This window comes from Minwuia sp. (genome assembly GCF_048263705.1).
Taxonomy (GTDB): Bacteria; Pseudomonadota; Alphaproteobacteria; order Minwuiales; family Minwuiaceae; genus Minwuia.
The window spans coordinates 101,225-124,606 of the sequence record NZ_JBLXDV010000003.1; the positions used below are offsets into that span (position 1 = coordinate 101,225).

23 protein-coding genes are annotated in these 23,382 nt (G+C 63.5%); 15 read left to right on the top strand and 8 right to left on the bottom strand.

The window, feature by feature from the left end; all coding sequences use genetic code 11:
• Positions 1–153 precede the first annotated feature (153 nt).
• Together ACN0X7_RS05320 and ACN0X7_RS05325 are read left to right on the top strand one after the other, a co-directional pair.
• Positions 154–987 carry an MBL fold metallo-hydrolase gene (locus ACN0X7_RS05320; RefSeq protein ID WP_417514874.1) on the top strand — a complete coding sequence of 278 codons (834 nt, stop codon included), beginning with the start codon at positions 154–156 and terminating at the stop codon, positions 985–987.
• A gap of 38 nt (positions 988–1,025) precedes the next feature.
• Positions 1,026–1,832 carry a class I SAM-dependent methyltransferase gene (locus tag ACN0X7_RS05325; RefSeq protein WP_417514876.1) on the top strand — a complete coding sequence of 269 codons (807 nt, stop codon included), beginning with the start codon at positions 1,026–1,028 and terminating at the stop codon, positions 1,830–1,832.
• On the opposite strand, the gene ACN0X7_RS05330 is transcribed toward ACN0X7_RS05325, so the two are convergent.
• Positions 1,833–2,384, bottom strand: coding sequence for a DUF924 family protein (locus ACN0X7_RS05330; RefSeq protein WP_417514878.1), 552 nt, complete (start codon positions 2,382–2,384; stop codon positions 1,833–1,835).
• 63 nt (positions 2,385–2,447) lie between these two features.
• Here ACN0X7_RS05330 and ACN0X7_RS05335 point away from each other — a divergent pair, with 63 nt between their 5' ends.
• Genes ACN0X7_RS05335 through ACN0X7_RS05345 form a run of 3 tightly spaced genes read left to right on the top strand, consistent with a single transcriptional unit; the run spans position 2,448 to position 5,430 of the window.
• On the top strand, positions 2,448–3,464 hold the full coding sequence (locus ACN0X7_RS05335; protein WP_417514880.1) for an LLM class flavin-dependent oxidoreductase: 1,017 nt from the start codon (positions 2,448–2,450) through the stop codon (positions 3,462–3,464).
• A complete protein-coding gene (locus ACN0X7_RS05340) occupies positions 3,461–4,753 on the top strand; it encodes an MFS transporter (RefSeq protein WP_417514882.1) in 1,293 nt (430 codons plus the stop codon). The genes ACN0X7_RS05335 and ACN0X7_RS05340 overlap by 4 nt, the downstream gene beginning before the upstream one ends.
• Entirely contained in the window at positions 4,750–5,430 is a 681-nt protein-coding gene (locus ACN0X7_RS05345) for a gamma-glutamylcyclotransferase (protein ID WP_417514884.1), read from the top strand. Before ACN0X7_RS05340 ends, ACN0X7_RS05345 begins: the two co-directional genes overlap by 4 nt.
• Here the strand turns inward: ACN0X7_RS05345 and ACN0X7_RS05350 are convergent.
• A complete protein-coding gene (locus tag ACN0X7_RS05350) occupies positions 5,415–7,019 on the bottom strand; it encodes a tetratricopeptide repeat protein (protein WP_417514886.1) in 1,605 nt (534 codons plus the stop codon). The genes ACN0X7_RS05345 and ACN0X7_RS05350 overlap by 16 nt on opposite strands.
• 102 nt (positions 7,020–7,121) lie before the next feature.
• Here ACN0X7_RS05350 and ACN0X7_RS05355 point away from each other — a divergent pair, with 102 nt between their 5' ends.
• On the top strand, positions 7,122–8,144 hold the full coding sequence (locus ACN0X7_RS05355; protein WP_417514888.1) for a methyltransferase: 1,023 nt from the start codon (positions 7,122–7,124) through the stop codon (positions 8,142–8,144).
• On the opposite strand, the gene ACN0X7_RS05360 is transcribed toward ACN0X7_RS05355, so the two are convergent.
• Entirely contained in the window at positions 8,145–8,633 is a 489-nt protein-coding gene (locus ACN0X7_RS05360) for a MarR family winged helix-turn-helix transcriptional regulator (protein WP_417514890.1), read from the bottom strand.
• Between the two features lie 93 nt (positions 8,634–8,726).
• Here ACN0X7_RS05360 and ACN0X7_RS05365 point away from each other — a divergent pair, with 93 nt between their 5' ends.
• The 4 genes from ACN0X7_RS05365 to ACN0X7_RS05380 all read left to right on the top strand — a co-directional run bounded on the left by ACN0X7_RS05365 (position 8,727) and on the right by ACN0X7_RS05380 (position 13,337).
• The gene (locus tag ACN0X7_RS05365; protein ID WP_417514892.1) at positions 8,727–9,116 is read left to right on the top strand and encodes a response regulator; all 390 of its coding nucleotides are present in this window, start codon (positions 8,727–8,729) and stop codon (positions 9,114–9,116) included.
• Positions 9,117–9,229: 113 nt separating this feature from the next.
• Entirely contained in the window at positions 9,230–10,333 is a 1,104-nt protein-coding gene (locus tag ACN0X7_RS05370) for a DUF2336 domain-containing protein (RefSeq protein WP_417514894.1), read from the top strand.
• Positions 10,334–10,397: 64 nt separating this feature from the next.
• Positions 10,398–11,393 carry a GTP 3',8-cyclase MoaA gene (gene moaA / locus ACN0X7_RS05375; protein WP_417515574.1) on the top strand — a complete coding sequence of 332 codons (996 nt, stop codon included), beginning with the start codon at positions 10,398–10,400 and terminating at the stop codon, positions 11,391–11,393.
• A 111-nt stretch (positions 11,394–11,504) separates the two neighbouring features.
• The gene (locus tag ACN0X7_RS05380; RefSeq protein ID WP_417514896.1) at positions 11,505–13,337 is read left to right on the top strand and encodes an ankyrin repeat domain-containing protein; all 1,833 of its coding nucleotides are present in this window, start codon (positions 11,505–11,507) and stop codon (positions 13,335–13,337) included.
• Between the two features lie 34 nt (positions 13,338–13,371).
• Here ACN0X7_RS05380 and ACN0X7_RS05385 read toward each other — a convergent pair whose 3' ends face one another.
• Positions 13,372–14,514, bottom strand: a complete 1,143-nt coding sequence (locus tag ACN0X7_RS05385; RefSeq protein ID WP_417514898.1) for an acyl-CoA dehydrogenase family protein — start codon at positions 14,512–14,514, stop codon at positions 13,372–13,374.
• On the bottom strand, positions 14,514–15,551 hold the full coding sequence (locus ACN0X7_RS05390) for an NADP-dependent oxidoreductase (RefSeq protein WP_417514900.1): 1,038 nt from the start codon (positions 15,549–15,551) through the stop codon (positions 14,514–14,516). Before ACN0X7_RS05390 ends, ACN0X7_RS05385 begins: the two co-directional genes overlap by 1 nt.
• Before the next feature lie 156 nt (positions 15,552–15,707).
• Between ACN0X7_RS05390 and ACN0X7_RS05395 the strand changes: the two genes are divergently transcribed.
• Both ACN0X7_RS05395 and ACN0X7_RS05400 read left to right on the top strand, forming a co-directional pair.
• On the top strand, positions 15,708–16,364 hold the full coding sequence (locus ACN0X7_RS05395) for a VOC family protein (RefSeq protein WP_417514902.1): 657 nt from the start codon (positions 15,708–15,710) through the stop codon (positions 16,362–16,364).
• 32 nt (positions 16,365–16,396) lie between these two features.
• Positions 16,397–17,188: an NAD(P)-dependent oxidoreductase gene (locus tag ACN0X7_RS05400; RefSeq protein WP_417514904.1), complete on the top strand. Its 792-nt coding sequence runs from the start codon at positions 16,397–16,399 to the stop codon at positions 17,186–17,188.
• Between the two features lie 2 nt (positions 17,189–17,190).
• Here ACN0X7_RS05400 and ACN0X7_RS05405 read toward each other — a convergent pair whose 3' ends face one another.
• Entirely contained in the window at positions 17,191–18,756 is a 1,566-nt protein-coding gene (locus ACN0X7_RS05405; protein ID WP_417514906.1) for an acyl-CoA carboxylase subunit beta, read from the bottom strand.
• A gap of 110 nt (positions 18,757–18,866) precedes the next feature.
• Entirely contained in the window at positions 18,867–19,307 is a 441-nt protein-coding gene (locus ACN0X7_RS05410; protein WP_417514908.1) for a MucR family transcriptional regulator, read from the bottom strand.
• Positions 19,308–19,710: 403 nt separating this feature from the next.
• On the opposite strand from ACN0X7_RS05410, the gene ACN0X7_RS05415 reads away from it, so the two are divergent.
• Genes ACN0X7_RS05415 through ACN0X7_RS05425 form a run of 3 tightly spaced genes read left to right on the top strand, consistent with a single transcriptional unit; the run spans position 19,711 to position 23,149 of the window.
• Entirely contained in the window at positions 19,711–20,490 is a 780-nt protein-coding gene (locus tag ACN0X7_RS05415) for a class II aldolase/adducin family protein (protein WP_417514910.1), read from the top strand.
• 2 nt (positions 20,491–20,492) lie between these two features.
• Complete coding sequence (locus tag ACN0X7_RS05420) at positions 20,493–21,818, top strand: NAD(P)/FAD-dependent oxidoreductase (protein WP_417514912.1); 1,326 nt, start codon at positions 20,493–20,495, stop codon at positions 21,816–21,818.
• Positions 21,818–23,149 (top strand): MATE family efflux transporter, encoded by a 1,332-nt coding sequence (locus tag ACN0X7_RS05425; RefSeq protein WP_417514914.1) that lies wholly within the window; start codon positions 21,818–21,820, stop codon positions 23,147–23,149. The genes ACN0X7_RS05420 and ACN0X7_RS05425 overlap by 1 nt, the downstream gene beginning before the upstream one ends.
• Here the strand turns inward: ACN0X7_RS05425 and ACN0X7_RS05430 are convergent.
• The gene (locus tag ACN0X7_RS05430) at positions 23,133–23,375 is read right to left on the bottom strand and encodes a hypothetical protein (RefSeq protein WP_417514916.1); all 243 of its coding nucleotides are present in this window, start codon (positions 23,373–23,375) and stop codon (positions 23,133–23,135) included. The genes ACN0X7_RS05425 and ACN0X7_RS05430 overlap by 17 nt on opposite strands.
• Positions 23,376–23,382 lie beyond the last annotated feature (7 nt).

Sequence of the window (23,382 nt, forward strand, 5' to 3'; positions counted from 1 at the left end):
GTTCATGTCCGGTGCAGGTTGGACGGATATCAAAAACCCGGCGCGTGATGTCCGGTTATCTTCACTTTATTGCGGCTTTCGCGCAGTATTGGTAATCAATGAGCCAGTCTCCTGTCCACTTCTGGATGGGGACGGCAGCGGTTGGGGGACCAATTGAGCGGTAACAAGGACTTTTCCGTCCGCTTCTGGGGCGTGCGCGGATCGATCGCCTGTGCGGCGTCCGATGTCATGCGCTATGGCGGGAACACCTCCTCGCTGGAGATCACGGCGGGCGACCGGACATTGCTGTTCGATGGCGGCTCGGGCATGCGCTATCTGGGCAAGAAGATGGCTGCGACGCCGCCGCGCGAGGCCGACGTGTTCCTGACCCACACGCATTTCGACCATGTCTGCGGCCTGCCGTTCTTCGTGCCGTTCTTCATCCCCGGCTGGAAGTTCAGGGTCTGGGCCGGAAACCTGTATCCGAAGCACACGCTGAAGCAGGTCATCGAGGACATGATGATCGCGCCGCTGTTTCCCGTACCGCCGACCATATTCAACGCCGATATCGAGTATCTGGATTTCCCGGCGGGAGACGTCCTCGAACCCGCGGAAGGCATCACGGTGAGAACCGTCGCCCTCAACCACCCGAACGAGGCCACCGGATACCGCGTCGAGTTCGACGGCCGGTCGATCTGCTATATCACCGACACGGAGCACCCGCCCGAGGGCAACGACAAGGCGCTGGTCGAGTTCCTGAAGGACGCGGATATCGCGATCTATGATGCCAGCTACACCGACGAGGAATATCAGCAGCGCGTGGGCTGGGGCCACTCGACCTGGGAGGCGGGCATGCGCCTCTGCAACGCGGCCAACGTGAAGACCTATGTGGTCTTTCACCATGATCCCGAACATGACGATGATTTCATGGATGGCGTTGCCCGCGATGTCGAGGCCGCCCGCCCCGGTTCGATCGTCGCCAGAGAAGGCATGGTGCTGACCCCCTGACCGATCGCAAACAGAGCTTCGCCGAACGACGGCGACAGATGGGCGAACGCACCCTTTCCGGCGCGGCGCGCGAAGGCTGGTTCATTCCCTACCGCTACGCCGGGGACGTGGATGAGCAGACGTCCTATCGGCGGATGCAGACGGAGTTCGGACAGCTTCACGATCGGTTCTCGGACGTGCTGACGCTGACAGGCCAGTGCCGCAACGATCTGCTCGCCATCGGTCTCAACGATCCCGCACCCGCGCCACGATGGGATCAGGACTGGTTTGCAGGACTGGACGCCGCGGTCGCCTATGCAATGGTTCGCCATCACCAGCCGAAACGCATTGTCGAGGTCGGGTCAGGACATTCGACGCGCTTCATGGTCCGGGCGATTGCCGACGGGCACCTGTCCTGCCGGTTCACGGCCATCGACCCGGCCCCTCGCGCCGACATATCCACCCTGCCTGTCGAGGTCATTGCAGACGTGGTTCAGCGGGCCGATCCAAAGGTCTTTGAAGATCTCGCCTCGGGCGACATGCTGTTCATCGATTCGAGCCACATCCTGATGCCGGGCACGGATGTCGACCTGCTGTTCGGCGAAATCATCCCGTGCCTGCCGCCGGGCGTGATCGTGCATGTCCACGATATCTTCCTGCCGTTCCCCTATCCGCCCGAATGGCAGCCGCGCGGCTACAACGAGCAGAACGCGCTGGCCCCGATGATCGCGGGCGGCGTGCTGGCTCCCCTGTTCCCATGCCAGTACGTCCGGCGGGAGATGCATGCGGAAGTCGAGCGGCTGGCCGGGTTCCTGCCGCGGCCAAGGCCCAATCACGACGCAAGCTTCTGGACGGTCAGAAGCTGATCAGAATGAACTGTGAGGTTCCTTGAGGAAGGCTTCTTCCTCCGGCGTGGTCTCACGCCCCAGAACCGCATTGCGATGCGGGAAACGCCCGAAACGCTCGATGATCTCGTGGTGGCGGACGACAAAGCCATAGGTATCTTCGGGCAGGTCCAGCCGCTTGAATATCTCCAGCGACTGCTTCTGTATCTCGATGTCTTCCGAATGCTCGAACGGCATGTAGAGAAACATGCAGCGATCCTTCGGGATCTGAAGGTCCAGTCCCTTCGCGATGGCGTCCTGGGCCACTTTCAGCGCCTTGCCGTCGGTCGCCCAGGCACGCGGGTCCTTGCGGAACATGTTGCGCGGAAACTGGTCCAGGACGATGACCAGGGCGAGCGCCCCCTCAGGCGTTTCCTGCCAGTGATCGCAATTGCCACCGGCGGCTTTCTCATAGAGGTCCGAAAACACCGCAACAATCCGTGCATCGACCGCATCGCTCTGCTGCCAGTAGTCCTCGCCGCTCAGTTCCTCGAACCAGAAGCTGAGCACCCTTGCGATTTCGGGGTCTTCCATCGGGTCTGCCTCCGCGTTAAGTCCTGAGACTTCAGACTAGCTGTGTCCTCTGGAGGATCAACCGTGCGTCTCAGCGTTCTAGACCAGAGTCCGATCCGTGCGGGTGCGACCCCTGCCGATGCCATCGCCGAGAGCGTCGAACTCGCCAGGATCTGCGACCGTCTCGGCTATCATCGCTACTGGCTGGCCGAGCACCACGCGTCCGGCGGCCTGGCGGGTGCGGCACCGGAGATCCTGATCGGCCACATCGCGGCGGCAACGAAGGACATCCGCGTCGGTTCCGGCGGTGTGATGCTGAACCATTATTCGTCGCTGAAGGTCGCGGAGACCTTCCGGATGCTGGAAACCCTGCATCCCGGCCGGATCGATCTGGGCCTCGGCCGCGCGCCCGGCAGCGACCAGCACACGATGCAGGCCCTGCGCGCCGGTCCCGGCTCCGCATCCATCGACTATTATCCGCGCCAGGTGCTGGACGTGATCGGGTTCATGGCCAATGACCTGGAAGAGGACCACCCCTTTCGAGACATCGTGGCGCAGCCCGCCGGTGACACGTCGCCCGAGGTCTGGCTGCTGGGATCATCGATGGACAGCGCCTCCTATGCCGCCCATTTCGGGCTGCCCTTCTCGTTCGCGCATTTCATCACGCCGCGCGGCGGTGACATGGTCGCCGAAGCCTACCGCAACCGCTATCAGCCCTCCGAGAGGCATCCCGAACCGCACATCAATGTCGGCGTCTTCGCACTTGCCGCCGACACGGACGAGCGGGCGCAATATCTGATCAAGTCGCGCAATCTCTGGCTGATCCGCCTGATGAAGGGCGAATGGGGCCCTTTCCCCACGCCGGAGGAGGCAGACGCTTACGACTATGGCCCGCAGGACATGGCCATGCTGGAGGCGAACCGGGGCCGTTCCATCGCCGGTACGCCGGATGTCGTCGGACGGCAGTTGCGCGAACTGGCAGACAGCTATCAGACCGATGAACTGACCATCGTCACCATCAGTCATGACTTTGACGCCCGTGTGCGTTCCTACGAACTTCTGGCCGAAGAATTCGGGCTGACGAGAAGGGCCGCCGCGTGACCGCAGCAACCACGGCAGAAGTGGCCACCGGCAGCCGCATCGGCAGCTTCCGCGCCTGGCTGGTCTGGTTCCTGGGCGCGAACGCATTCTTCTACGCCTTTTTCCAGCGGGCCGCGCCCAGCGTAATGGTCGATCCCCTGATGGGGGCGTTCTCGGTCGGTGCGGGCGTCATGGGCAACCTTGCGGCGCTCTATCTCTATATCTACGCGGTTCTGCAGCTTCCGGTCGGTCTGCTGCTCGACCGCTGGGGTCCGCGCGTGTTGCTGACCGGCGGCATGGTGCTCGTGGCGATCGGAGCAGGACTTTTCGCCTTCGCCGAGACCATCTGGATGGCCTACGCGGGCCGGTTCCTGATCGGTGCGGGTTCGGCCACCGGTTTCATCTCGGCACTGACGCTGGCCGCCGCGTGGCATCCGCCCAGCCGGTTCGGCATGTTCTCGGGCATGACCATGGGCTACGCCATGATCGGCGGATTTCTGGCACAGGGGCCGCTGGGCGCGCTGGTCGATCTGTTCGGCTGGCGACAGCCCATGGTCGCGACCGTCCTGTGGGGACTCGCGCTCGCCGCCCTGATCTGGCTGGTGGTCCGCGACCGGCCCGACGGCGGACGCGTGCAACGGACCGGCGACCAGAGCCTGGGACGTTCCCTGATGCAGGCGATGAGGCTGCCGCACAACTGGGTGCTGGCCATTTATGGCTGTCTGCTGTCGGGACCGTTCCTGAGCTATGGCCTGCTGTGGGGCGTACCGCACATGATGCTGATCTATGACGTCGGGCGCGACACCGCCGGTTTCAGTGTCTCGCTGATGACCATCGGATTTGCCGTCGGCGGCCCCCTGGGCGGTTTCCTGTCCGACCGGTTCCGCCGCAGGAAGCTTCCCCTGATCATCGCCGCCGCCGCTTCGCTGGTCGTGTGGAGCATCGTCCTGTACGGCCCCGCACTGCCCGTCTGGCAGTATCAGATCGCCCTGTTCCTTGTCGGGCTGTCGGGCGGATCGATGATCCTGACGCTGGCGCTGGCGCGGGAACTGTCTCCGCCGTCGATCAGCGGGGCGGTGACGGGTTTCGTCAACGGTGCCTTCGTCGGCGGTGGCGCGTTGCTGCAGCCCGTCGTCGGGATCGTTCTGGACATGGTCTGGGACGGCACGATCAGCGCCACGACCGGCATTCCCTATTACGCGCCGGCCCATTTCGATGCTGCCTTGGCGATCCTGCCCGTGTGTTCCGCCATCGGTTTGATGTCGGCGTTCTTCATGCGTGAAAGCTATTGCAGGCCGGTGCAGTCATGACCGGCGAGCACAAGATCACGCGGGAGAAGATCCTGGCCGGTGAGGTCGAGACGCGGCTGAAGGATGCGGAACGGCAGGGCCTGCTGACCCGGATGCCCGACGCCGAGCGGATTGCCCATCGAAAGCGTGTGCAGGCGGCCTTGCCGGAGGGAGATATCTGGGTCTTCGGCTACGGCAGCCTGATCTGGAACCCGGCCTTTCATTTTGTCGAACGGCGAATGGGACGGATCTACGGCTGGCATCGCCGGTTCTGCCTGGAAACGCTGACGGGCCGCGGATCGACCGACTGTCCCGGTCTGGTGCTGGGGCTGGATCGCGGCGGCTCGTGCCATGGCGTCGCGTTCCGGATCGCGGCTGAACATGCCGAGCACGAACTGGACATCATCTTCCGGCGGGAACTGGTCACAGATGCCTATCTGGCCGGCATCGCCGAGGTTCATACCGATCAGGGAAAGGTCCCCGCCTCAACATTCATGATGAACAGGCGAAGCGAACGCTATTGCGGCAACCGCGATCTGGAACAGACGGCGCAGCAGATCGCCAGGGCCGAAGGCTGGCTGGGCCCGTGCTCGGACTACCTGCTGAACACCGTCGATCACATGATCGAACTGGGGCTGAACGACCGCTCACTCTACTGGCTTGCGAAACGGGTTCGGGAAATTCAGGCTGCGGCCTGACGCCGGGCCAGTGCCGATACCTCTTCGGCGACGGATGCCATCGGACCTGACCAGTCACGATCCGGCAGGCGCACGAAGTCTGTCATGTTCGCAAAGAACGGATTGACGGGCTGGCCCAGACCAAACTCATATGGCAGCCGCGAGAAGACCAGCGTGCGGACGCCCAGCGATGCGGCGAGCTGGCGCGATGCGTTGGTGGGGCCGATCACCAGATCCAGTCCCGCCATCAGATCCGCGGTGCCTTCGAAATCGTCTTTCAGATCGAGGCCCGGAACCTGCTCGATGCGCATGCCGAAACGTGCCTCAGCCTCGGCAATTTCGTCAGCAACATCCCCGTATTGCAGGTTCACCCAGCGTACGCCGGGAACCAAGAAGATCGGCGCCCAGTGCTCAAGCGGCACATAGCCACGATCGCGCAGACGGCTGCGTTTCGTGCTGGTCCAGGAGACGCCGATACTCACAGGCTGGCGGACCGTCGGATTGCGCGGCACCAGCACCGGCCCCGCTTCGGGAAATGAATCCATCGTCCGGCGGAAGATGGTCTGCAGGCTGCCTGCCTCGATACAGGCATCGAACCGTGGCGCCTCGCTCAGCCAGTCATACCCCCGGTGCATTCCCGACTTGTCCGACCCCTGCCAGGGCACGAACGTCACATCTGGAAAGCTGCGTGAGAGCAGCGACTGCAGTCGGGGATCGCACTCCCACCAGACGTCGCTGCAGCTTGCCGCGACATCGGGCAGACAATGCAGGAAATGCAGTTCATCGCCGACGCCCTGTTCGGCAAGCACCAGCAGGCGGCCCTCCGGCATCGGTCGTCCGCTCCAGCGCTTCAGTTTCAGGTCGCGGCGCACATATCCCGGATAGCCGCGCGACAGGCGGGCTTCGTAATCGCGCCAGCCAGCCTCCAGATCGCCGCCGGCGAGTGCGAACAGGCTGTGATTGAACCGAAGCGCGGCGTCGTTCGGGCGCAGCCTGAGCGCCTGCGCGTACATCGCCGATGCGGCGTCGGGCTCACCATCGGCGAACAGGACTTCCGCCAGATTGCCGGCCGCGGCACCGTCCTTCGGATTCAGCCGCAGCGCCTCATTCAGGAAAATCCGGGCGTTCGCGTGATCTTCGAGGTCGGCCATGACGGCCCCCAGCGCCGTCCAGAGGTCGCCCGATTCGGGCTGCATCTGCAGGGCCGACTGCAGCAGTTCGGAGGCTTTCTCCTGCTGGCCGATATCGCGCAGGGCATGCGCCATCCCCGTCTGGGCCGGGACCGAACCGGGTTCGGCCAGCGCCGCCTCCCGGAAAAACCCGACCGCCTGTTCGGACGCGTCGAGATCCCGAGCAAGACGGCCCAGGGCGATCAGGGTCTCGGCATTGCCCGGGGCGACGGCAAGGGCCTTCTCGAAAGCCTCGATCGCGCCGGACGGATCACCGAGCGCCTGTCGCGCGGTCGCCAGCCCGTGATAGGCCGAGAAACGATCCGCCTCCGCCGCAGCGGCGCGCAGGAACAGCGCCGCCGCCTGATCGGGCCGTCCCCGGTCCATGGCCTGCCAGCCGAGCGCGACCGTCTTCAGGCCGGATTTCCGCAACTTCTTCATGCCGCCTATCGTGCCCCGACATGGTTAAGGAAACCCTGCCATGTCTTGCATCCGGTGACGATTGGGCGGACCCTGCAATCGGGGAATTCAGGGAGGAAACACATGAGCGGGAAAACATCAGACACCGCGCGTCCGGATACGACGCGCCTGCAACGCACGGCCAAAGCCTACTGGGAGACCGGTGCCCTGTTCGCGGCCATCGATCTGGAAGCCTTCACCCTGATCGACCGGGGTCATGACACCGTTGCGAAGCTGGGGGATGCGGCGGGGATCGGCGCGCTGAACGCCGAGCGGCTGCTGGACGCGCTGGCCGGGATGGAGCTTGTGCATCGCAGTCCCGACGGCATCTACACCAATGCGGCGGATGTCGACCGGTTTCTGGTCAAGGACCGGCGGGGCTATGCCGGTGAATGGATGACCTTCATGCGCGAGAAGTGGGGCGACTGGAACCGCATGGCTGAAATCATGCGCGAGGCCGACCCCGGCGACCGGCTGGGCATGTATGAGGACCTGACCGAGGAAGGCGCCAGGAAATATCACGCGGCGACCTATTCCATCGGCATGGGCGCGGCGCGCAAGTTTCACCGCGAGGTCGATCTGTCGAACCGCCGGAAGATCATGGACCTGGGTGGCGGGTCAGGGGCCTATTGCATCAATGCAGCGTCGAAGTACCCGGATATCGCTGCCATCGTGCTGGATCTGCCGCCGGTCGTGCCGGTCGCGCGTGACTATGTCGCCGAGAACGGCATGTCGGACCGTGTCACCGCGAAGGCGTGCGATTTCACTGCCGATCCGCTGCCCGGAGGATGCGACGTTGCCATCCAGGCATCGAACCTGCCGATCTACGACCGACCGGTGATGCGCGCGCTGGTGAAGAAGATTTTCGACGCGCTGGAACCCGGCGGCGAATATCACCTGATAGGCGAGATGGTGAACAATGACCGGATGGGACCGATCGCACCGGCACTGTGGGGACTCTATGAAGCCATTCCCCGCTCCGTCGGCCATGCCCATTCCATCGAGGAGTGCGAAGGTTACCTTGCGGATGCGGGCTTCGAACGGATCAGCGTCGCCGAATTCATCCCCGGAACGCTGACGCGCGTGACCGGCTACAAGCCAGGCTGATCAGCTCATCGCACAGACGCGGATGTGATGGCTCCAGGCGTGTTCAAGACCACCCAGACGATCCAGAAGGTCGCCGAGGCCGCCCGATTCCGTTTCGAATCCTTCGGCAAACGCGGTCTCCAGATCGAGGATCTGCTGACAGAGCGTCATGCCCTGCTCCGTCAGCCGGACGATGGTCGCGCGGCGGTCATTGGGTGACTTGAACTGTTCGATATAGCCGGCCTCGACCAGTTTCTTCAGGTTGTAGGTCGCGTTCGAGCCCTGGTAATAGCCGCGCTCCATGAGGGTCTTCACGTTCACTTCCGCATCGCCGATGTTGGTGAGCAGCAGCGCCTGTACGGCGTTGATGTCGTTGACGTGCATGCGGCCGAGTTCGGCGCGGATAACATCCAGATACAGCCGGTGCAGCCGCTCGATCTGGCGGGTGACGGTCCGGTATTTCTGCGAGATTTCCTGTCGTGGGTCATACGGCGTGATGGTGTCAGGCATCGGTCGTTCCATCGGTTAAGCACTCGGTAAGGTGCACCGTGGCATGGTTTTCTTAACAACGTGCTGACATCCGCCACGAAAGCCCGAACGGTCATGACCCAGAAACACGAAAGCCGTGCGTCAGCCACCATCGACGTCCTGGTCATCGATGATGACCGGGCCAATGCCGAATTGATCGCGCGCTACATCAACAACAGCGGTTTCCGGGCACAGGTCGAAACCAACAGCTTCGCAGGCATGAACGCACTCAGGCGCCTGCAGCCCCCGGTGATCCTGCTGGATATCCAGATGCCCGGCATGGATGGCATCCGGGCAACCGGCCTTGCGCGAACCTTTTCCCCCGGTTCCCGGATCATCCTGATGTCCGGCTATCCCAACGAACTGTCCGAAGCCGGTCAGAAAGCCATCGGCGCATTCGCGATTCTCGAAAAACCGTTGCCGCTGCCGGCGGTGCTCGACTTCATCCGCAGGGCCGTCGCGTGAGCGGAAGAACCAGCCTTATCCGTTCGTTAACCGGTCTGCGGATAGCCTGACCATCCCGAACGATTGATGGATCAAGAAACGTGTTTGACCAGACACCAGATTCAAAACCGGACATGTCCAGCCTGTTTCAGCTGGCACACCGCAAGAGCCGCGAGGGCCGCGCCCAGCTCTATGAAGATGTCTGGAACCTGTTCGAGAACGACGGGCCGACCCTGAACGACGCGGAACGGTCGATCATGACCGACATCCTGCGCCGGCTCAGCCACGACGTCGAGATGACCGTGCGCCGTCGCCTGGCCGAACGCCTGGCCGCCAACGATGATGCGCCTCCCGAACTGGCCGCGATGCTGGCCAATGACCAGATCGAGGTCGCCTACCCGATCCTGATGGACAGCAAGGCCCTGCGCGATGCCGACCTGATCGAGATCATCCGCCATCGCACGCTGCAGCATCAGCTCGCAACCGCCATGCGGTCGGGGATCTCAACCGAAATCTCCGACGCCCTCGCCGCAACCGGCAACGAGGATGTTGTCGTCGCCCTGCTGGAAAATGACAGCGCGACCATGTCCTCGGCCCTGATGGAGCATCTGGTCGCCGAGTCGCAGCGCGTGGACCGCTACCAGAAGCCCCTGCTCCGCCGCCCGGACCTGCCAAAGGATCTGGCCAAGCGGATGTATGCCTGGGTGTCGGCGGCACTGCGGAACTACATCATCGAGAACTACCGCTTCGATCCCTCCGAACTGGACGATAACGTGGTGTTCGCCATGAACGACGCCGTGCGCGAGACCACAGGCGAGGTCGAATCCAACGATCCCTCCGAGCGGCTGGTGAACAAGCTGCACGCAGCCGGGCAGTTGAACATCGGATTCGCGCTGAAAGCCCTTCGGCAGGGCGAGGTCCGACTGTTCGAGTTCGCGCTGGCGAAACTGGCCGAACTGCGCGTGGAACTCCTGCGCAGGCTCGTCTACGAACCGGGCGGGGAAGCCTTTGCAATGGCCTGCCGCTCGCTGGACATGGATCGCCAGGTCTTTCTGACCATCTTCGATCTGACCCGCGCGGCGCGCGGTCCCCTCACGGCGACCCATCGCCAGGAACGAAACGCCCTGCAGGCGTTCTATGCCGATCTGGATCAGAACGACGCCCTCGCCGTTGTGCGACGCTGGCGGCAGGACCCGGACTTCCTGTCCGCTCTCAATCAATTGTCCGCCACCGACTGAGCTGCGCTTTACACGTACCGGCCTCCGCGCAATATTGCAGGCATCCTGCATCATTCCGGGAGCTATACGGTTGATCGATCCATTCGGCAGACACATCTCCTACCTGCGCGTCTCCGTGACGGACCGCTGCGATTTCCGCTGCGTGTACTGCATGTCGGAAAACATGAGCTTTCTGCCCAAGAAGGACATCCTCTCGCTGGAGGAACTGGATCATCTGTGCGGCGCGTTCATCGGCAAGGGCGTTAGGAAACTGCGCATCACCGGTGGAGAGCCGCTGGTGCGGCGCGATGTGATGAGCCTGTTCCGCAATCTGGGCCGCCACCTTGAGACCGGCGCGCTGGAAGAACTGACCTTGACGACCAACGGCTCGCAACTGTCCCGTTTCGCCGACGAACTCGCCAGCATCGGTGTGCGGCGGGTCAATGTCTCAATGGATACGATCGATCCCGCCAAGTTCGAACGGATCACCCGCTGGGGCAAGCTGGACAAGGTGCTGAGCGGGCTCGATGCCGCCCAGAACGCCGGCATCCACGTGAAGATCAACGCCGTTGCGCTGAAAGGCGTCAACGAGGACGAGATCTCGGACATGGTCGGCTGGTGCGGCGCGCGCGGCTATGACCTGTGCCTGATCGAGACAATGCCGCTTGGCGATATCGACGGGGATCGCACCGACCAGTATCTGCCGCTGTCGCTGGTCCGGGCGCGCCTGGGCCAGGACTGGACCCTGGACGAGACCGACTATCAGACCGGCGGCCCCGCGCGGTATGCGACGGTGCGCGAAACCGGCCACAGGGTCGGCTTCATCACGCCGATGACGCACAACTTCTGCGAAAGCTGCAATCGCGTCCGTCTGACCTGCACCGGCACGCTCTACATGTGTCTGGGTCAGGAGGATGCGGCCGACCTGCGTGGCCCCCTGCGGGCCGATCCGACGGGTATCCTGCTGGACCAGGCCATCGACGAGGCCATCGGTCGCAAGCCGAAAGGGCATGATTTCGTCATCGACCGGCGTCAGGCCGCACCGGCTCTCAGCCGTCATATGAGCGTGACCGGAGGCTGAAGACCGTGCCCTCAGGGCATGCTTCTTGCTTTACAACGGGTTAACTGCCGGGTTTTGTATTTTTGAGGTACACTCCGGCTGAATGCTATTCGGATCCGGTGATTTTTCGTCATGTCGCGACGGCTGATACCCAAATTTCTGGCGATTACCGAAAACATCGGTCGCGGGACCGTCGTGTCCGGCGCTTTCCACGCCGTGCTGCTCGGCGGTGTGATCGTGGCCGCACCCCAGCTTTTCGGCAAGACGCCCGACGAAGCCGCGATACCGATCACCATCCAGGTCTTTGACGGGGTCTATGACGTCCCGGAAATCAATGTCGGGGAACCAACCAGAGATCCCGAGCCTGAGCAGCCTGACAATGCGGTCGCGACTGTTACGCCCGAACCCGACAAACCGGCAGAGATCCGGAAACCCGAGAAGGCCCCCGACGTCGCCGTGCCTGATGTCACGCCGGCTGCCGTTGCAGCGGCCAAACTTGCCGAACGGCCTGACGACAGCGGCCCGATCCCCGAGCCGAACAAGCCGGGCGATGTTGCGATGGTCTATGAGCGCGGCGCGCCCCTGTCGCCCGCGCAGGAACGGGCAGACCGTCCTGCACCCGCTGCCGTGCCTCAGGATGGGAAAGCCATCAATGCCGAGTTGCGCCGCCTGAAAGCGCTGCAGGCCCAGGCCCGGATCGAGAAACGTGTGGCGGCGGGCAAGGAGAACCCGGAGCAGCTCGCCGATGCGCAGAAGCGGCTCGCGGCCCTCCAGAAAAGAATGAAACGCCTGTCCGTCGCCAAGGCAGCGGCACAGTTGCCCAGGGCGGATCGGCCGAAGTCGGCGTCCGATCCGGTACCACGCGCGCTGACGGGCGAGAAACGCACGCGCCTGGCCACCGCAGAACCGCGACAGGCGCTTGCTCGGACCGTGACACCCAAACAGAAACCGGTGCCCAAGGCCGATGAACTGCCGCCGCCGCCACTGCCGAAGCTCTCGGCTGCGGACATTCTGAAGAAGTCGGAACGTCGTGAGGCGAAACCGGAGCAGATGACCGAGGCAGATCGGGATCGCGCCCGCAAGTCGCTGGAGCGCTTCAAGAAAGCCGCCGATGAGGGCATCAAGAGCGCCGAGATGAACGTCGCCCGGTCGCTGGACAAGGGCAAGGGCGTCGAACAGGACAAGAAGAAGGCGACGCAGATTCTGGAGAAGCTTGCGCGCGAGAATTATCAGCCCGCGCAGATCGAGCTGGCCAAGAAGCTGCTGACCGGCGACGGCGTCGAAAAGGACAAGAAACGCGCCTACATCATGCTGAAGACGGCGGCCGACGACAACAACACCGTGGCGCGCCGGGCGCTGAAGGCGCTGAACAAGGAACTCAGCGTCAAAGACCGGCAGCTTGCCGAGAAAGAGGCGGGCCGCTGGCGCCGCTTCATCGAGAAACAGCGGGCCGAGAAGAAACTGGGTACCGTCAAGCAGCGTCAGCTTGACGACAACCTGCGCGTCGCGGTCGACAAGGGCAATGTGCAGCGCATCGAGAACCTGCTGCGTTCCGGCGCGAACCCGAACGCCATTGATGCCTCGGGCCGGGATGCGATCATCGCGGCGGCCTGGCGCGGCCGGGAGATGGTGGTCGAATTCCTGATCGACAAGGGCGTCGATATCGACACCATCGACCTTCAGGGCCGCACGCCGCTGATCTGGGCTTCCATCAACGGCTATCAGTCCATCGTCGAGGACCTGCTCTCAGAGGGTGCCGATCCCAATGCGCGCGACGATTCCGGTCTCACCCCGCTGATGCGCGCGGCCTGGAACGGCCATCATGACGTGGTACTGACGCTGTTGCGGAACGGCGCGATGCCTGCGGTCACCGATGCGGACGGCAAGACCGCGCTGGATCGTGCCCGTGAAGAAGACTGGCAGCAGGTCGTTCAGGTGCTGGAAGGCTATCCCCGCGCCAACTGAGGGTCGCTCCGCCATCCGACGGAAGCGGCCCGGATCAGAGGAACGTCGCGTCTGTCGGAAGACCGAAGGCTACCCGCCCCGTCAGTTCCCAGGTCGCCGGATTGATCATCATGTGCTGTGTCATCACGTGCGCATCGCGGAAACGGCGCTGGATCGACGATTTCAGATAGACGCTGTCACCGCCGCCCAGATCGTACATCTGCCGGGCCACATCCGCGGACGTGCGTGTCGCGTGGGTCGCCGCCAGCCGGAGATCGGCACGGACTTCAACGGTCAGGTCATCGCCGGCCTCAGCCATGCGCCAGGCATTGCCGACGGCTTCCTCGACAAACGCCGTCGCAGACCGCAGCGCCGCGGTGGCCTGTGCCAGCGTCGCCTGCGCATAGCCACGCTCTGCCAGCGTCCGCCCGCCGCCCGTCGGCTTCTTGCCCGCGGCGAGTGCGACAAGATCATCGACAATGGCGTGCGCATTCCCGAGCGCGACGGCCCCGATACCGAGCGACAGCAGACCGAAGGTCGGAAAGCGGTAAAGCGGCCCGTCGTGCGTCGCCTTGCTGCTCATCAGCGAGACCGCGTGACGCGCCGGCACGAACAGGTCATGGATCGCCATGTCGCCGGAACCGGTCCCCTTCAGACCATGCGCATGCCATGTATCGATCAGCTCGGCGTCGCCTGCGGGAAAGATGACCATGCGCGAATCCGGCGCACCGTTCGGCAGTTTCCGGATGCCGCCATCTTCCAGAATCATCGCGCCGCCCGACAGCCAGGTGCAGTTCGCGCTGCCGCTGGCCCAGGCCCACTGGCCGCTGACCCTGTAGCCGTCCCCTTCTTCGACGGCCTTGCCCATCGGCGCGAAAACACCGCCGTAGATGCCCATCGGGTCGCCGTAGATTTCGCGCCCTGCCTCGTGCTCCAGGAACCCGGCCTTGAAGGCGGATGTGCTGCCGATCATCAGGCACCAGCCCGCAGCCCCGTCGGCAGCCGCCACCCGTTGCATCATCCGCAATGACTCCATCGGCGGCAGTTCAAGCCCGCCAAGCGCCTTCGGGATCGCCATCCGGAACAATCCCGCCGCCGCCATGTCCTGGGCAATATCGGCTGGCAGACGCCGTGCCTGTTCGATCTCGTCCCCGCGCAGGGCGATGGACGCCACCAGTTCGTCGATATCGGATTTCATCACTTGTCCGCCTCCGCCTTAAAGGGATCAGGCCGAAGCCGTGCCAGTCGCCGCCCCCTGTTCTCGCCGCGAAAGAGGCCCGCAAACGCCCGTGGCACGGACTCCAGCCCGTCACTGATCTCGTCGCGATAGACGATATCTCCGGCAACGACGCTGTCGGCCATCGATTTCTCCGCCTCGGACCAGTTCGGCAGGTCGTCGAAGACGACAAGACCCTGCATCTTCAGACGGTGCGTGATAAAGGCTCGCGTGTTCATCAGGCCCGGTGGATCGTCATCGTTGTAGGCGGCGATCTGCCCTGAAACCACGATGGTGCCATTCAGGTTCATGCTCGGGATGACCTGGTCGATCATCCGGTTGCCGACATTGTCGAACAGGATATCCACACCGTCCGGCGCGGCTTCGGCAACCGCCTTGCCGACATCGTCGGTGTTCTTGTAATCGACGGCGTGATCGAACCCGGCCGCATCGCGCAGCCAGCCGCATTTTTCCGGGCCGCCCGCGACGCCAATGACCCGGCATCCCTTCAGCCGGGCAATCTGGCCCGCAGCCGAACCGACCGCACCCGCCGCCGACGTCACGACGACCGTCTGGCCCTCGCTGAGACCGGCAACGCGGTTCAGGCCGAACCAGGCGGTCATGCCGGAAACGCCGAGCACCCCGAGCCAGGCGCTCAGCGGCAGCCTCCGATCGGTGATCCGCCGGATGAAGCCGCGGCCTTTCGAGATCACGTGCTCCGACCAGCCATCCGCCAGAGAGACAATCTCGCCTTCCGCATAATCGGGATGGCGGCTCTCGATGATTTCGCCGACCGAGAACGCGCCGACCACATCCCCCAGTTTCAGCGGCGGTATGTAACTCGGCTTGCCGGACAACCGCGCACGTGTCCCGGGGTCGACGGACACCAGGACATTACGCACCAGAAACTGACCATCGCGAAGATCGGGCAGTTCCCGCTCCACGACCTCGAAATCATCCTCGGACGGCGCTTCGTCTATGAAGCGCTTCAGCACAATCTGTCGTGTCGGCTGGACCATCTTTACGCCCCCTCTTCCCGTCATACTCTAGCGCGATCACAGGTCGGCGCGGCAACAAGTGTTTCGACATGGAAACGCAGCATTTCTGACGGATCGCTTGAGACCGCGCCGGCAATGGTCATCTAATCATCGAGCGAACAGCAACGGGAGCTCATCATGTCCTTCGGCAATATCGACCACCTGGCCTTCATCACGCCCGATCTGGACGGCACGGTGCGATTCTATCGCGATCTTCTGGGGATGGAGCTCACCCTGGGGATCGGGCATGACGGCTTCCGGCACTATTTCTTCAGGACGGGCGACAATCACATTGCCTTCTTCGCCTACGAGGGCGCATCGAAGATGAAGGTGAAGTTCCACGGTCGCCGGACCTCTGAACCGCTGGGCTTCGATCATCTGGCGTTCAACGTCGCAACCCGCGAGGACCTGTTCGAACTGAAGGACCGGCTCGAAGCCGCCGGGATCGAGGTGACCGGCCCCATCGATCACGGGGCGTTCTGGTCAGTCTATTTCTTCGACAACAACAACATCCCGCTGGAATTCGCCTGGAACCTGATGGAAATCGTCGAGTTTCCCGCCGTGGTGGACGATGACCTGCCCGCCATCGTTCTGGAAGGATCAGCACCACAGCCGGGGCACTGGGCAGAGGTCACCTCTCCCACCCCGCCGGAGAAAATGGTTGCTGAAAAGGCAGGCAACGCCTTTGCACTGCGCGAGGAACTGCTGGCTTCGGGCAAGGGCAGACTGACCCGCGCCGGCGAAGTGGCACTGGCCCAGGCGAAAGCGCTCCAGAACGCCGAAGCCGCCGACTGACACGCACGGCCACGGTGTGGCATTCTGGACCGATGAGAATCGGAGTTGCAGGGTGCGGCGCGATGGGCCGTCCGATGGCCGAGCGGCTGATCGGCGCGGGGCATGACGTTGTCGGTTATGACGTTCGCCCACGCGAGGAATTCGGTGATTTCGGTGCATATCTGGCCGATGGTCCCCGCATCCTTGGCACCTGCGACGCCGTGATCTCGGTCGTTCGGGACGCGTCCCAAACCCGGCAACTGATCGAATCGATCGGCAACCTGCCAGGCCTGCTGATCATCTCGTCAACGCTGTCGCCGCGCTTCGTTCGCGCGCTGCGTGACGATGTTCCGGCCACCACCGCCATGATCGACGCGCCCATGTCCGGCGCACCGCACAGCGCGCGCGACGGCAGGTTGAGCTTCATGCTGGGCGGAGCCCGGTCTGACATCGACAGGATGATGCCGGCGTTCGAAGCCATGGGCGAGACCATCCACATCCTGGGCGACCTCGGTGCCGGTGCGACGGCCAAGGTGCTGAACAATTTCGTCGCCGCGACCTGCGTCGCCGCCGTCCGCACCGTGCTGTCGCAGGCCGGGCCTCTGGGGCTGGATCCCGAGAAACTGAAAGCCGTCATGCACACGAGTTCGGGCGGGACCTGGTTCGGCTCGAACCTCGACCGGATCGACTGGTCAGCGGAAACCTACGATCCGGCCAATACCATCGGCATCCTGGAAAAGGATGTGACCGCCTATCTCGACGCTGTCGCCACAGACGGAGAACCCGACCCATTGACCGCAGCGGTGCTCGACCGGCTGCGCGGCCTGCCCGGTCTTCCCCGATAGCATCACGGGCGCGTCGGAAAGGTCCGCGGCCCCAGCGTGGGCAGTTGAGCGATACGGTGTGTGTTCAGGTCCAGCCACTGACAGACCATCGGGCGGGTTTCGCGCGGATCGATCAGTTCGTGATACGCGAAGCTTTCGGCCCGCGCGAACGGTGATTGCCGCTCGGCCATCCGCTCCTCCAGATCGCGCCGCATCGCCTCGGGATCGTCCGCCGCAGCAATCTCGCGCCCGAAAGCGACGGCCACGCCCCCCTCCACCGGCAGGGGCCCGGACTCGGCAGATGGCCAGGCCAGCACATGCGCATGGTTGCCGTAGTGCGCGGCGGCGGCGACGCCATAGCTCTTCTTGATCAGGATCGAACACCAGGGCACCCGGCAGCTTGCCGCGGCGAGTACCGCCGCCGTACCGGGGCGAATGGTTCCGGCCTTCTCTGACTCCGGGCCGATCATGAAGCCCGGCTCGTCGACGAAGGCGAGGATGGGCAGATGAAAGGTCTCGCAGAATTCGATGAACCTGCGGGCCTTGCGCGCGCCTTCTGCGGTCATCGCCCCCGCGTAGAAACGGCAGTCATTGCCGAAAATGCCGACCGCATGTCCGTTCATCCGGGCCAGACCGACGATCTGCCCCGGACCGTACTGACGCCCCATCTCGAAGAAACTGTCCTCGTCGACGACCATGCCGATCAGCTTGCGCTGGTCATAGGCCTTGCGCCTGTCCTTCGGCACGATGCCGGCCAGCCGGTCGTCGCAGCGGTCGACCGGATCCGCGCATGAGACGACGGGCGGCAGGTGATCGATGTTCGGCGGCAGATAGCTGAGGAATCGCCGTATCTGCCGGAAGGCGTCTTCCTCGTCCTCGGCGACATTATCGACCGCCCCGCTCTTCAGATGGACCTCGGGGCCGCCCAGTTCTTCCTTGGTCATCTTCACGCCCAGCGCGCGCTCGACCACTGCGGGGCCGGCGATCAGCACCTGTGCCGTTTCCCGGGTCATCACCGTGAAATGGGAGGCGACCAGGCGCGCCGCAGGCAATCCTGCGACCGGTCCCAGCGCAGCCGAGGCGACCGGCACCGTGCCCAGCGTCCGCGCGACGGAATTGAACCGATGGCCGTGACCGACGGATTCGCCGATCGGACCGGATGATCCCTTGCCGCCCGACCCCGTGACCGAGCCGCCGCCGCCTTCGTGCAGACGGACCAGAGGCACCCTGTACTCCAGTGCCACTTCTTCGGAATAGACCGACTTTCGCAGGCCTGCCGGATTCGGCGAACCGCCGCGCACGGTGAAATCCTCGCCGCCAACGACACAGGTTTGGCCGCCGATCCTGCCGAACCCGAGGATGAAGTTGGCCGGTGTCAGGCCCGTCAGGTTGCCGTCCTCATCCCGTTCAGCAACGCCCGCACCGCGCCCGAGTTCAGCGAAACTGCCGTCGTCGAGCAGACTGTCGATGCGCTCGCGCAGACTCAGCCGCCCCTTCGCATGCTGTTTCGCGACCGCTTCGGGTCCGCCCTGCGCCTTCGCCATTTCGCGGCGACGATGGATCTCTTCAATTCTGTCGTCCCAGTTCACTGTCTCTTGCTCCCCTGATCCGGTCAGACCGATGATGGCGTGCTTCAGGCAAAAGAAAACCCCGAAGCCAGACGGCTCCGGGGTCCTGTTCGTCAATCGCCGTGCAGCCGTCAGCTGCCCTTGCGACGGCGTCCACCGCGACCAAGGCCGATGGCCTTCGCCATTTCGGCGCGCTTCTGGGCGTAGTTCGGCGCGACCATCGGATAATCGGGGGGCAAATTCCACTTCGCCCGGTATTCCTCGGGCGACATGTTGTAGTTGGTCCGCAGATACCGCTTCAGCATCTTCAGCTTCTTGCCGTCTTCCAGACAGATCAGATGTTCGGGCGTAATCGAGCGGCGAACGCTGACGGCAGGCTTCTGCTTTTCGGGTTCCGGTTCTTCCTCGGCCGCGCCCGCAGAAGAAAGGGCATTGTGAATACGGCTGATCAGATCCGGCAGTTCATCCGAAGGCACCACATTGTTGGAAACGTAGGCGGCCGCGACCTCGGCCGTCATTTCCAGCAAATCCTGCTGGGTCGGTGCGCTACTTTCCGATGCGCTTGCGTTCATGAAATAAAACTCCTGATTGGCGTTGTTTGATCGTCAGTCCTGTAACATTGCTGACTTGTGGCGGCAAACTATCAGAACTTCTGGGAACTGGAAGTATAATTATGCCGCATGTCTTTCAAGGCGCGACATATTCATGTTTAGCTAAAGGAAGTTAAAATTTTCGCGACAACGATCACAGTTCTGACCCTACGGAACTTGGATTCCTCAAGTGTTTGGCCACAGAAAGGTCACGGCAGCAGCGATTCGAACGCGCCGTAAACTTGATCGGAGCATCATAATACCAAGACAAGCGGGTCACCAAGGATGCATGGGGCAACCGGAACGCGGGTCAAAAGCGGTGTCCAGAAAGCGTCAAACAATGATAATCTGCGCCGTGAAAAAATGAAACATACAGGAAGCGGACATGGCCACAGCGGCAAATCTGAGCAGAACGCAGGACCTTTCCTGCAGCGATGAGGAATGGCAGGCCAGGGTCGAACTGGCCGCCTGCTACCGCATCTTCGATCACCTCGGATGGATCGAACTTATTTTCAATCACATCACGCTGAAAGTACCCGGCAGCCGCGACCACTTCCTGATCAACCCTTACGGGCTCTGGTACAATGAGGTCACGGCCTCGAACCTGGTCAAGATCGACCTTGAAGGCAATATCGTCGGGCATTCCGACTGGCCCGTGAACCCCGCCGGCTTCGTCATCCACTCTGCCATTCACGCCGCCCGCGCGGACGCCCGGTGCGTCATGCACACCCACACGACCTCCGGCATCGCAGTGGCCTGCATGGAAGACGGCCTGTCGCGCGACAATTTCTACGGCTCCATCATCGGCGATGACGTCGCCTACCATGATTTCGAGGGCGTGACCTGCGACGATGACGAGAAGCCGCGACTGGTCGCCGCGATGGGCAATCGGAACCACGTCATCCTGAGAAACCACGGCCTGCTGGCCTGTGGTGATTCGGTTGCGACGGCGTTCATCCGGCTCTGGCGGCTGCAGCGCGCCTGCGATGTCCAGCTTGCGGCGCAACAGTCCGGGCAGAAACTGATCTCCCTGGGCCAGGACATCGTCGAACGATCGGACGCCGCCACCCGGAATTTCGAAGGCAATCAGGCCCGGATGGAAGACCGGGTATTCGAGGCCATGGTGCGCAAGATCGACCGGATCGATCCGTCCTATCGGAACTGAACGTGGCAAGCGCGAAGTCAGGCTCCCTGAAGCTTTCCGAAGACATCCAGTTCGAACCGTGGTGGTGGCAGGCGCGTGCGCGCAGCACCCTGCCCGAGCCCGAACTGCCGGGCCGCGTTGACCATGCGATCATCGGCGGCGGATACACCGGTCTTTCGGCGGCGCTGACGCTGGCCCGGTCCGGCGCATCGGTCGTCGTCTTCGACAGCGGCGATCCGGGAGACGGTGCCAGCACACGCAACGGCGGCATGGTCGGTGACCGCCTGAAGCCCGGTTTCCCGGCGCTGACCAGGACATTCGGGGCCGAATCCGCGAAAGCCATGATGGACGAGGCCGCCGCGTCCGTGGACTTCATCGAGCGTCTGATCATCGACAACGGCATCGCCTGCGATTTCGGTCGCATGGGGCGGTATTACCCAGCCGTGTCCCGCAAACACTTCGATGCGATGACGCGGAAACTGGAAGCCGAACAGGCCGCGCGCGAGGTCAGTGCGGTCATGGTCCCTGCCGAAGAGCAGAGCCAGTTCCTGCACTCTCCCCTCTATCACGGCGGTCGCCTGCATCACGACACGGGCGGGCTGCACCCCGCGAAATTTCATGACGGGCTGCTCGCCGCCGCCCGCGGCGCGGGCGCGCGCATCGCGGCACGCACTGCCGTTCTGGGCATGGAGGAAACGGACACGGGCATCGCGCTGGAAACCGGCGTCGGCTTCGTCGAGGCCGACAAGGTGCTGATCTGCACCAACGGATACACCGGTCCTGCGACCCCCGAACACCAGGCGCGCGTCATCCCGGTGACCAGCGCCATCGTGGCGACCGAAGAACTCGATCCGGATCTGGTATCGCGCCTGATTCCGGGCGGACGCATGATCACCGACAGCTATCATCTGCTGAACTACTATCGCCCGTCGCCGGACGGCAAGCGGATCCTGCTGGGCAGCCGTCCCGGTCTGGGCGGCGGCAATGACCAGAAACTGGCGTCCTATCTCGGCCGCCGGCTGGGACGCATCTTCCCCGAACTGGACGGAACGGCCATCACGCATTGCTGGAGCGGCAAGGTCGCGTTCAGCTTCGACACCTTCCCCAAGATCGGGATGGGTGGCCGCATCGGCTATGCCATGTGCTACGGCGGTTCCGGTGTCGCCATGTCGAACTGGCTGGGGCACAAGCTGGCGCAGAAGGCGATGGGCGATCTGGCCGGGCGCACCGCATTCGACGACATGCCGTTCCCGGGCAAGTTCTATTACAACGGCTGGCCCTGGTTCCTGGGTCCCATGATGGCCTGGTACGGGTTGAGCGATGCCTTGAGCGGCGGCACCCGGCGCTGATGCACACTGTCAGCCGGCAGTCGCTGGTCAGGGTCTGGAGCCTGGCCTGGCCCATCATCCTGTCCAACATCACGACACCCCTGCTCGGTATCGTCGATACCGCCGTGGTGGGCCGCCTGCCCGGCCCCGAATATATCGGCGCGGTGGCGATCGGTGCGATCTCCTTCACCTCGGTGTTCTGGCTGTTCGGATTCCTGCGCATGGGCACCAGCGGCTTCGCGGCGCAGGCGAACGGTGCCAACAACCAGCCGGAGGTGTTGGCGGTACTGGCACGGGCGGTGCTGCTGGGCGTGGCACTGGGTCTGCTGATGGTCACGATCCAGCAGCCGGTCTGGTGGCTGTCGCTGAAGCTGTTCGAGCCGAGCGCCGCGGTCGAGGGTCTGGCTGCGGACTATTTCATGATCCGTATCTGGAGCGCGCCGGCAACGCTCGCGAACTATGCCCTGCTCGGCTGGCTGATCGGCATGCAGAGGACACGCCTCGCGCTGATGCTGCAGATCTGGCTGAACGGGGTGAACATCATCCTCGATTTCGTGTTCGTCGTCGGATTCGATCTGGGCGTGCCGGGCGTGGCCTGGGCCACGCTGATCGGTGAATGGTCCGCCGTCTTTCTGGGCCTGTTTCTGGCGTACCGGCTGCTGCGGCCCGGGCCCGGGGACTGGCAGCAGGCCCGGATCCTGGACCGGGAACGGCTGAAGGCCTTCTTCAGCGCCAATTTCGACATCATGATCCGGACCGCCTGCCTGATTGCGTCATTCGCCTGGTTCACGCGCCTTGGCGCGCAGTTCGGCGACCTGACACTCGCGGCGAACGCCGTGCTGCTGCAACTGGTGCACGTCACCGCCTTCGGACTGGACGGCTTTGCATTCGCAGCCGAGGCCCTCGTCGGCACGGCGCTTGGCGCACGCAGCCGTCGCGACCTTCGCGAGGCAGTCGTCGCCAGCACGGTCTGGGCCGGACTGATCGCGATCGGCATGACGATGATGTTCGCCCTGGCCGGCCCGCTGATGATCGCAGCCATCACCACCCTGCCCGACGTGCGGATGGCTGCTGAAAGCCATCTGATCTGGGTGATCATCTATCCGCTGATCGCCGTGTGGTGCTTCCAGCTTGACGGCATCTTCATCGGAGCAACCCAGACCAGGGAAATGCGCAATGCAATGATCGCGTCCCTGATCCTTTTCATGATCGCGGCCCAGATCCTGCCGGAACATCTCGGCAATCACGGGCTCTGGCTGGCCCTGACAGTGCTGAACCTGGCGCGCTGCATCACAATGGGATTGTATTATCCGCGCATCGAGCGCCGGGCCGCGCCTACTCCAGCGGCTTGATATTGTTGATCGCGGTCTTGTTGACCAGCGTGATCTCACCGGTTCTCGCGCAGGACACCGGAAAGAAAAGCCCCGGCTCGTTCATCAGGTCGAGCACGCGCTGCGTCGCCCGGATGAAGACACTGCCTTCGATCTCGGTTCCGTCGGTCATCAGGATCAGGGTATCGACCTTGACCTTGGGTACGTAATTCTTGCGCGAGGACATGGTGTGAACTGTGCTTCTCATGCACGCG

Coding starts and splice junctions, on each gene's coding strand:
- ACN0X7_RS05325 (WP_417514876.1), top strand. CDS start 1,026: ATGGGCGAACGCACCCTTTCCGGCGCGGCGCGCGAAGGCTGGTTCATT.
- ACN0X7_RS05330 (WP_417514878.1), bottom strand. CDS start 2,384: ATGGAAGACCCCGAAATCGCAAGGGTGCTCAGCTTCTGGTTCGAGGAA.
- ACN0X7_RS05345 (WP_417514884.1), top strand. CDS start 4,750: ATGACCGGCGAGCACAAGATCACGCGGGAGAAGATCCTGGCCGGTGAG.
- ACN0X7_RS05350 (WP_417514886.1), bottom strand. CDS start 7,019: ATGAAGAAGTTGCGGAAATCCGGCCTGAAGACGGTCGCGCTCGGCTGG.
- ACN0X7_RS05355 (WP_417514888.1), top strand. CDS start 7,122: ATGAGCGGGAAAACATCAGACACCGCGCGTCCGGATACGACGCGCCTG.
- ACN0X7_RS05360 (WP_417514890.1), bottom strand. CDS start 8,633: ATGCCTGACACCATCACGCCGTATGACCCACGACAGGAAATCTCGCAG.
- ACN0X7_RS05365 (WP_417514892.1), top strand. CDS start 8,727: ATGACCCAGAAACACGAAAGCCGTGCGTCAGCCACCATCGACGTCCTG.
- ACN0X7_RS05370 (WP_417514894.1), top strand. CDS start 9,230: ATGTCCAGCCTGTTTCAGCTGGCACACCGCAAGAGCCGCGAGGGCCGC.
- ACN0X7_RS05380 (WP_417514896.1), top strand. CDS start 11,505: ATGTCGCGACGGCTGATACCCAAATTTCTGGCGATTACCGAAAACATC.
- ACN0X7_RS05385 (WP_417514898.1), bottom strand. CDS start 14,514: ATGAAATCCGATATCGACGAACTGGTGGCGTCCATCGCCCTGCGCGGG.
- ACN0X7_RS05390 (WP_417514900.1), bottom strand. CDS start 15,551: ATGGTCCAGCCGACACGACAGATTGTGCTGAAGCGCTTCATAGACGAA.
- ACN0X7_RS05395 (WP_417514902.1), top strand. CDS start 15,708: ATGTCCTTCGGCAATATCGACCACCTGGCCTTCATCACGCCCGATCTG.
- ACN0X7_RS05400 (WP_417514904.1), top strand. CDS start 16,397: ATGAGAATCGGAGTTGCAGGGTGCGGCGCGATGGGCCGTCCGATGGCC.
- ACN0X7_RS05410 (WP_417514908.1), bottom strand. CDS start 19,307: ATGAACGCAAGCGCATCGGAAAGTAGCGCACCGACCCAGCAGGATTTG.
- ACN0X7_RS05415 (WP_417514910.1), top strand. CDS start 19,711: ATGGCCACAGCGGCAAATCTGAGCAGAACGCAGGACCTTTCCTGCAGC.
- ACN0X7_RS05425 (WP_417514914.1), top strand. CDS start 21,818: ATGCACACTGTCAGCCGGCAGTCGCTGGTCAGGGTCTGGAGCCTGGCC.
- ACN0X7_RS05430 (WP_417514916.1), bottom strand. CDS start 23,375: ATGAGAAGCACAGTTCACACCATGTCCTCGCGCAAGAATTACGTACCC.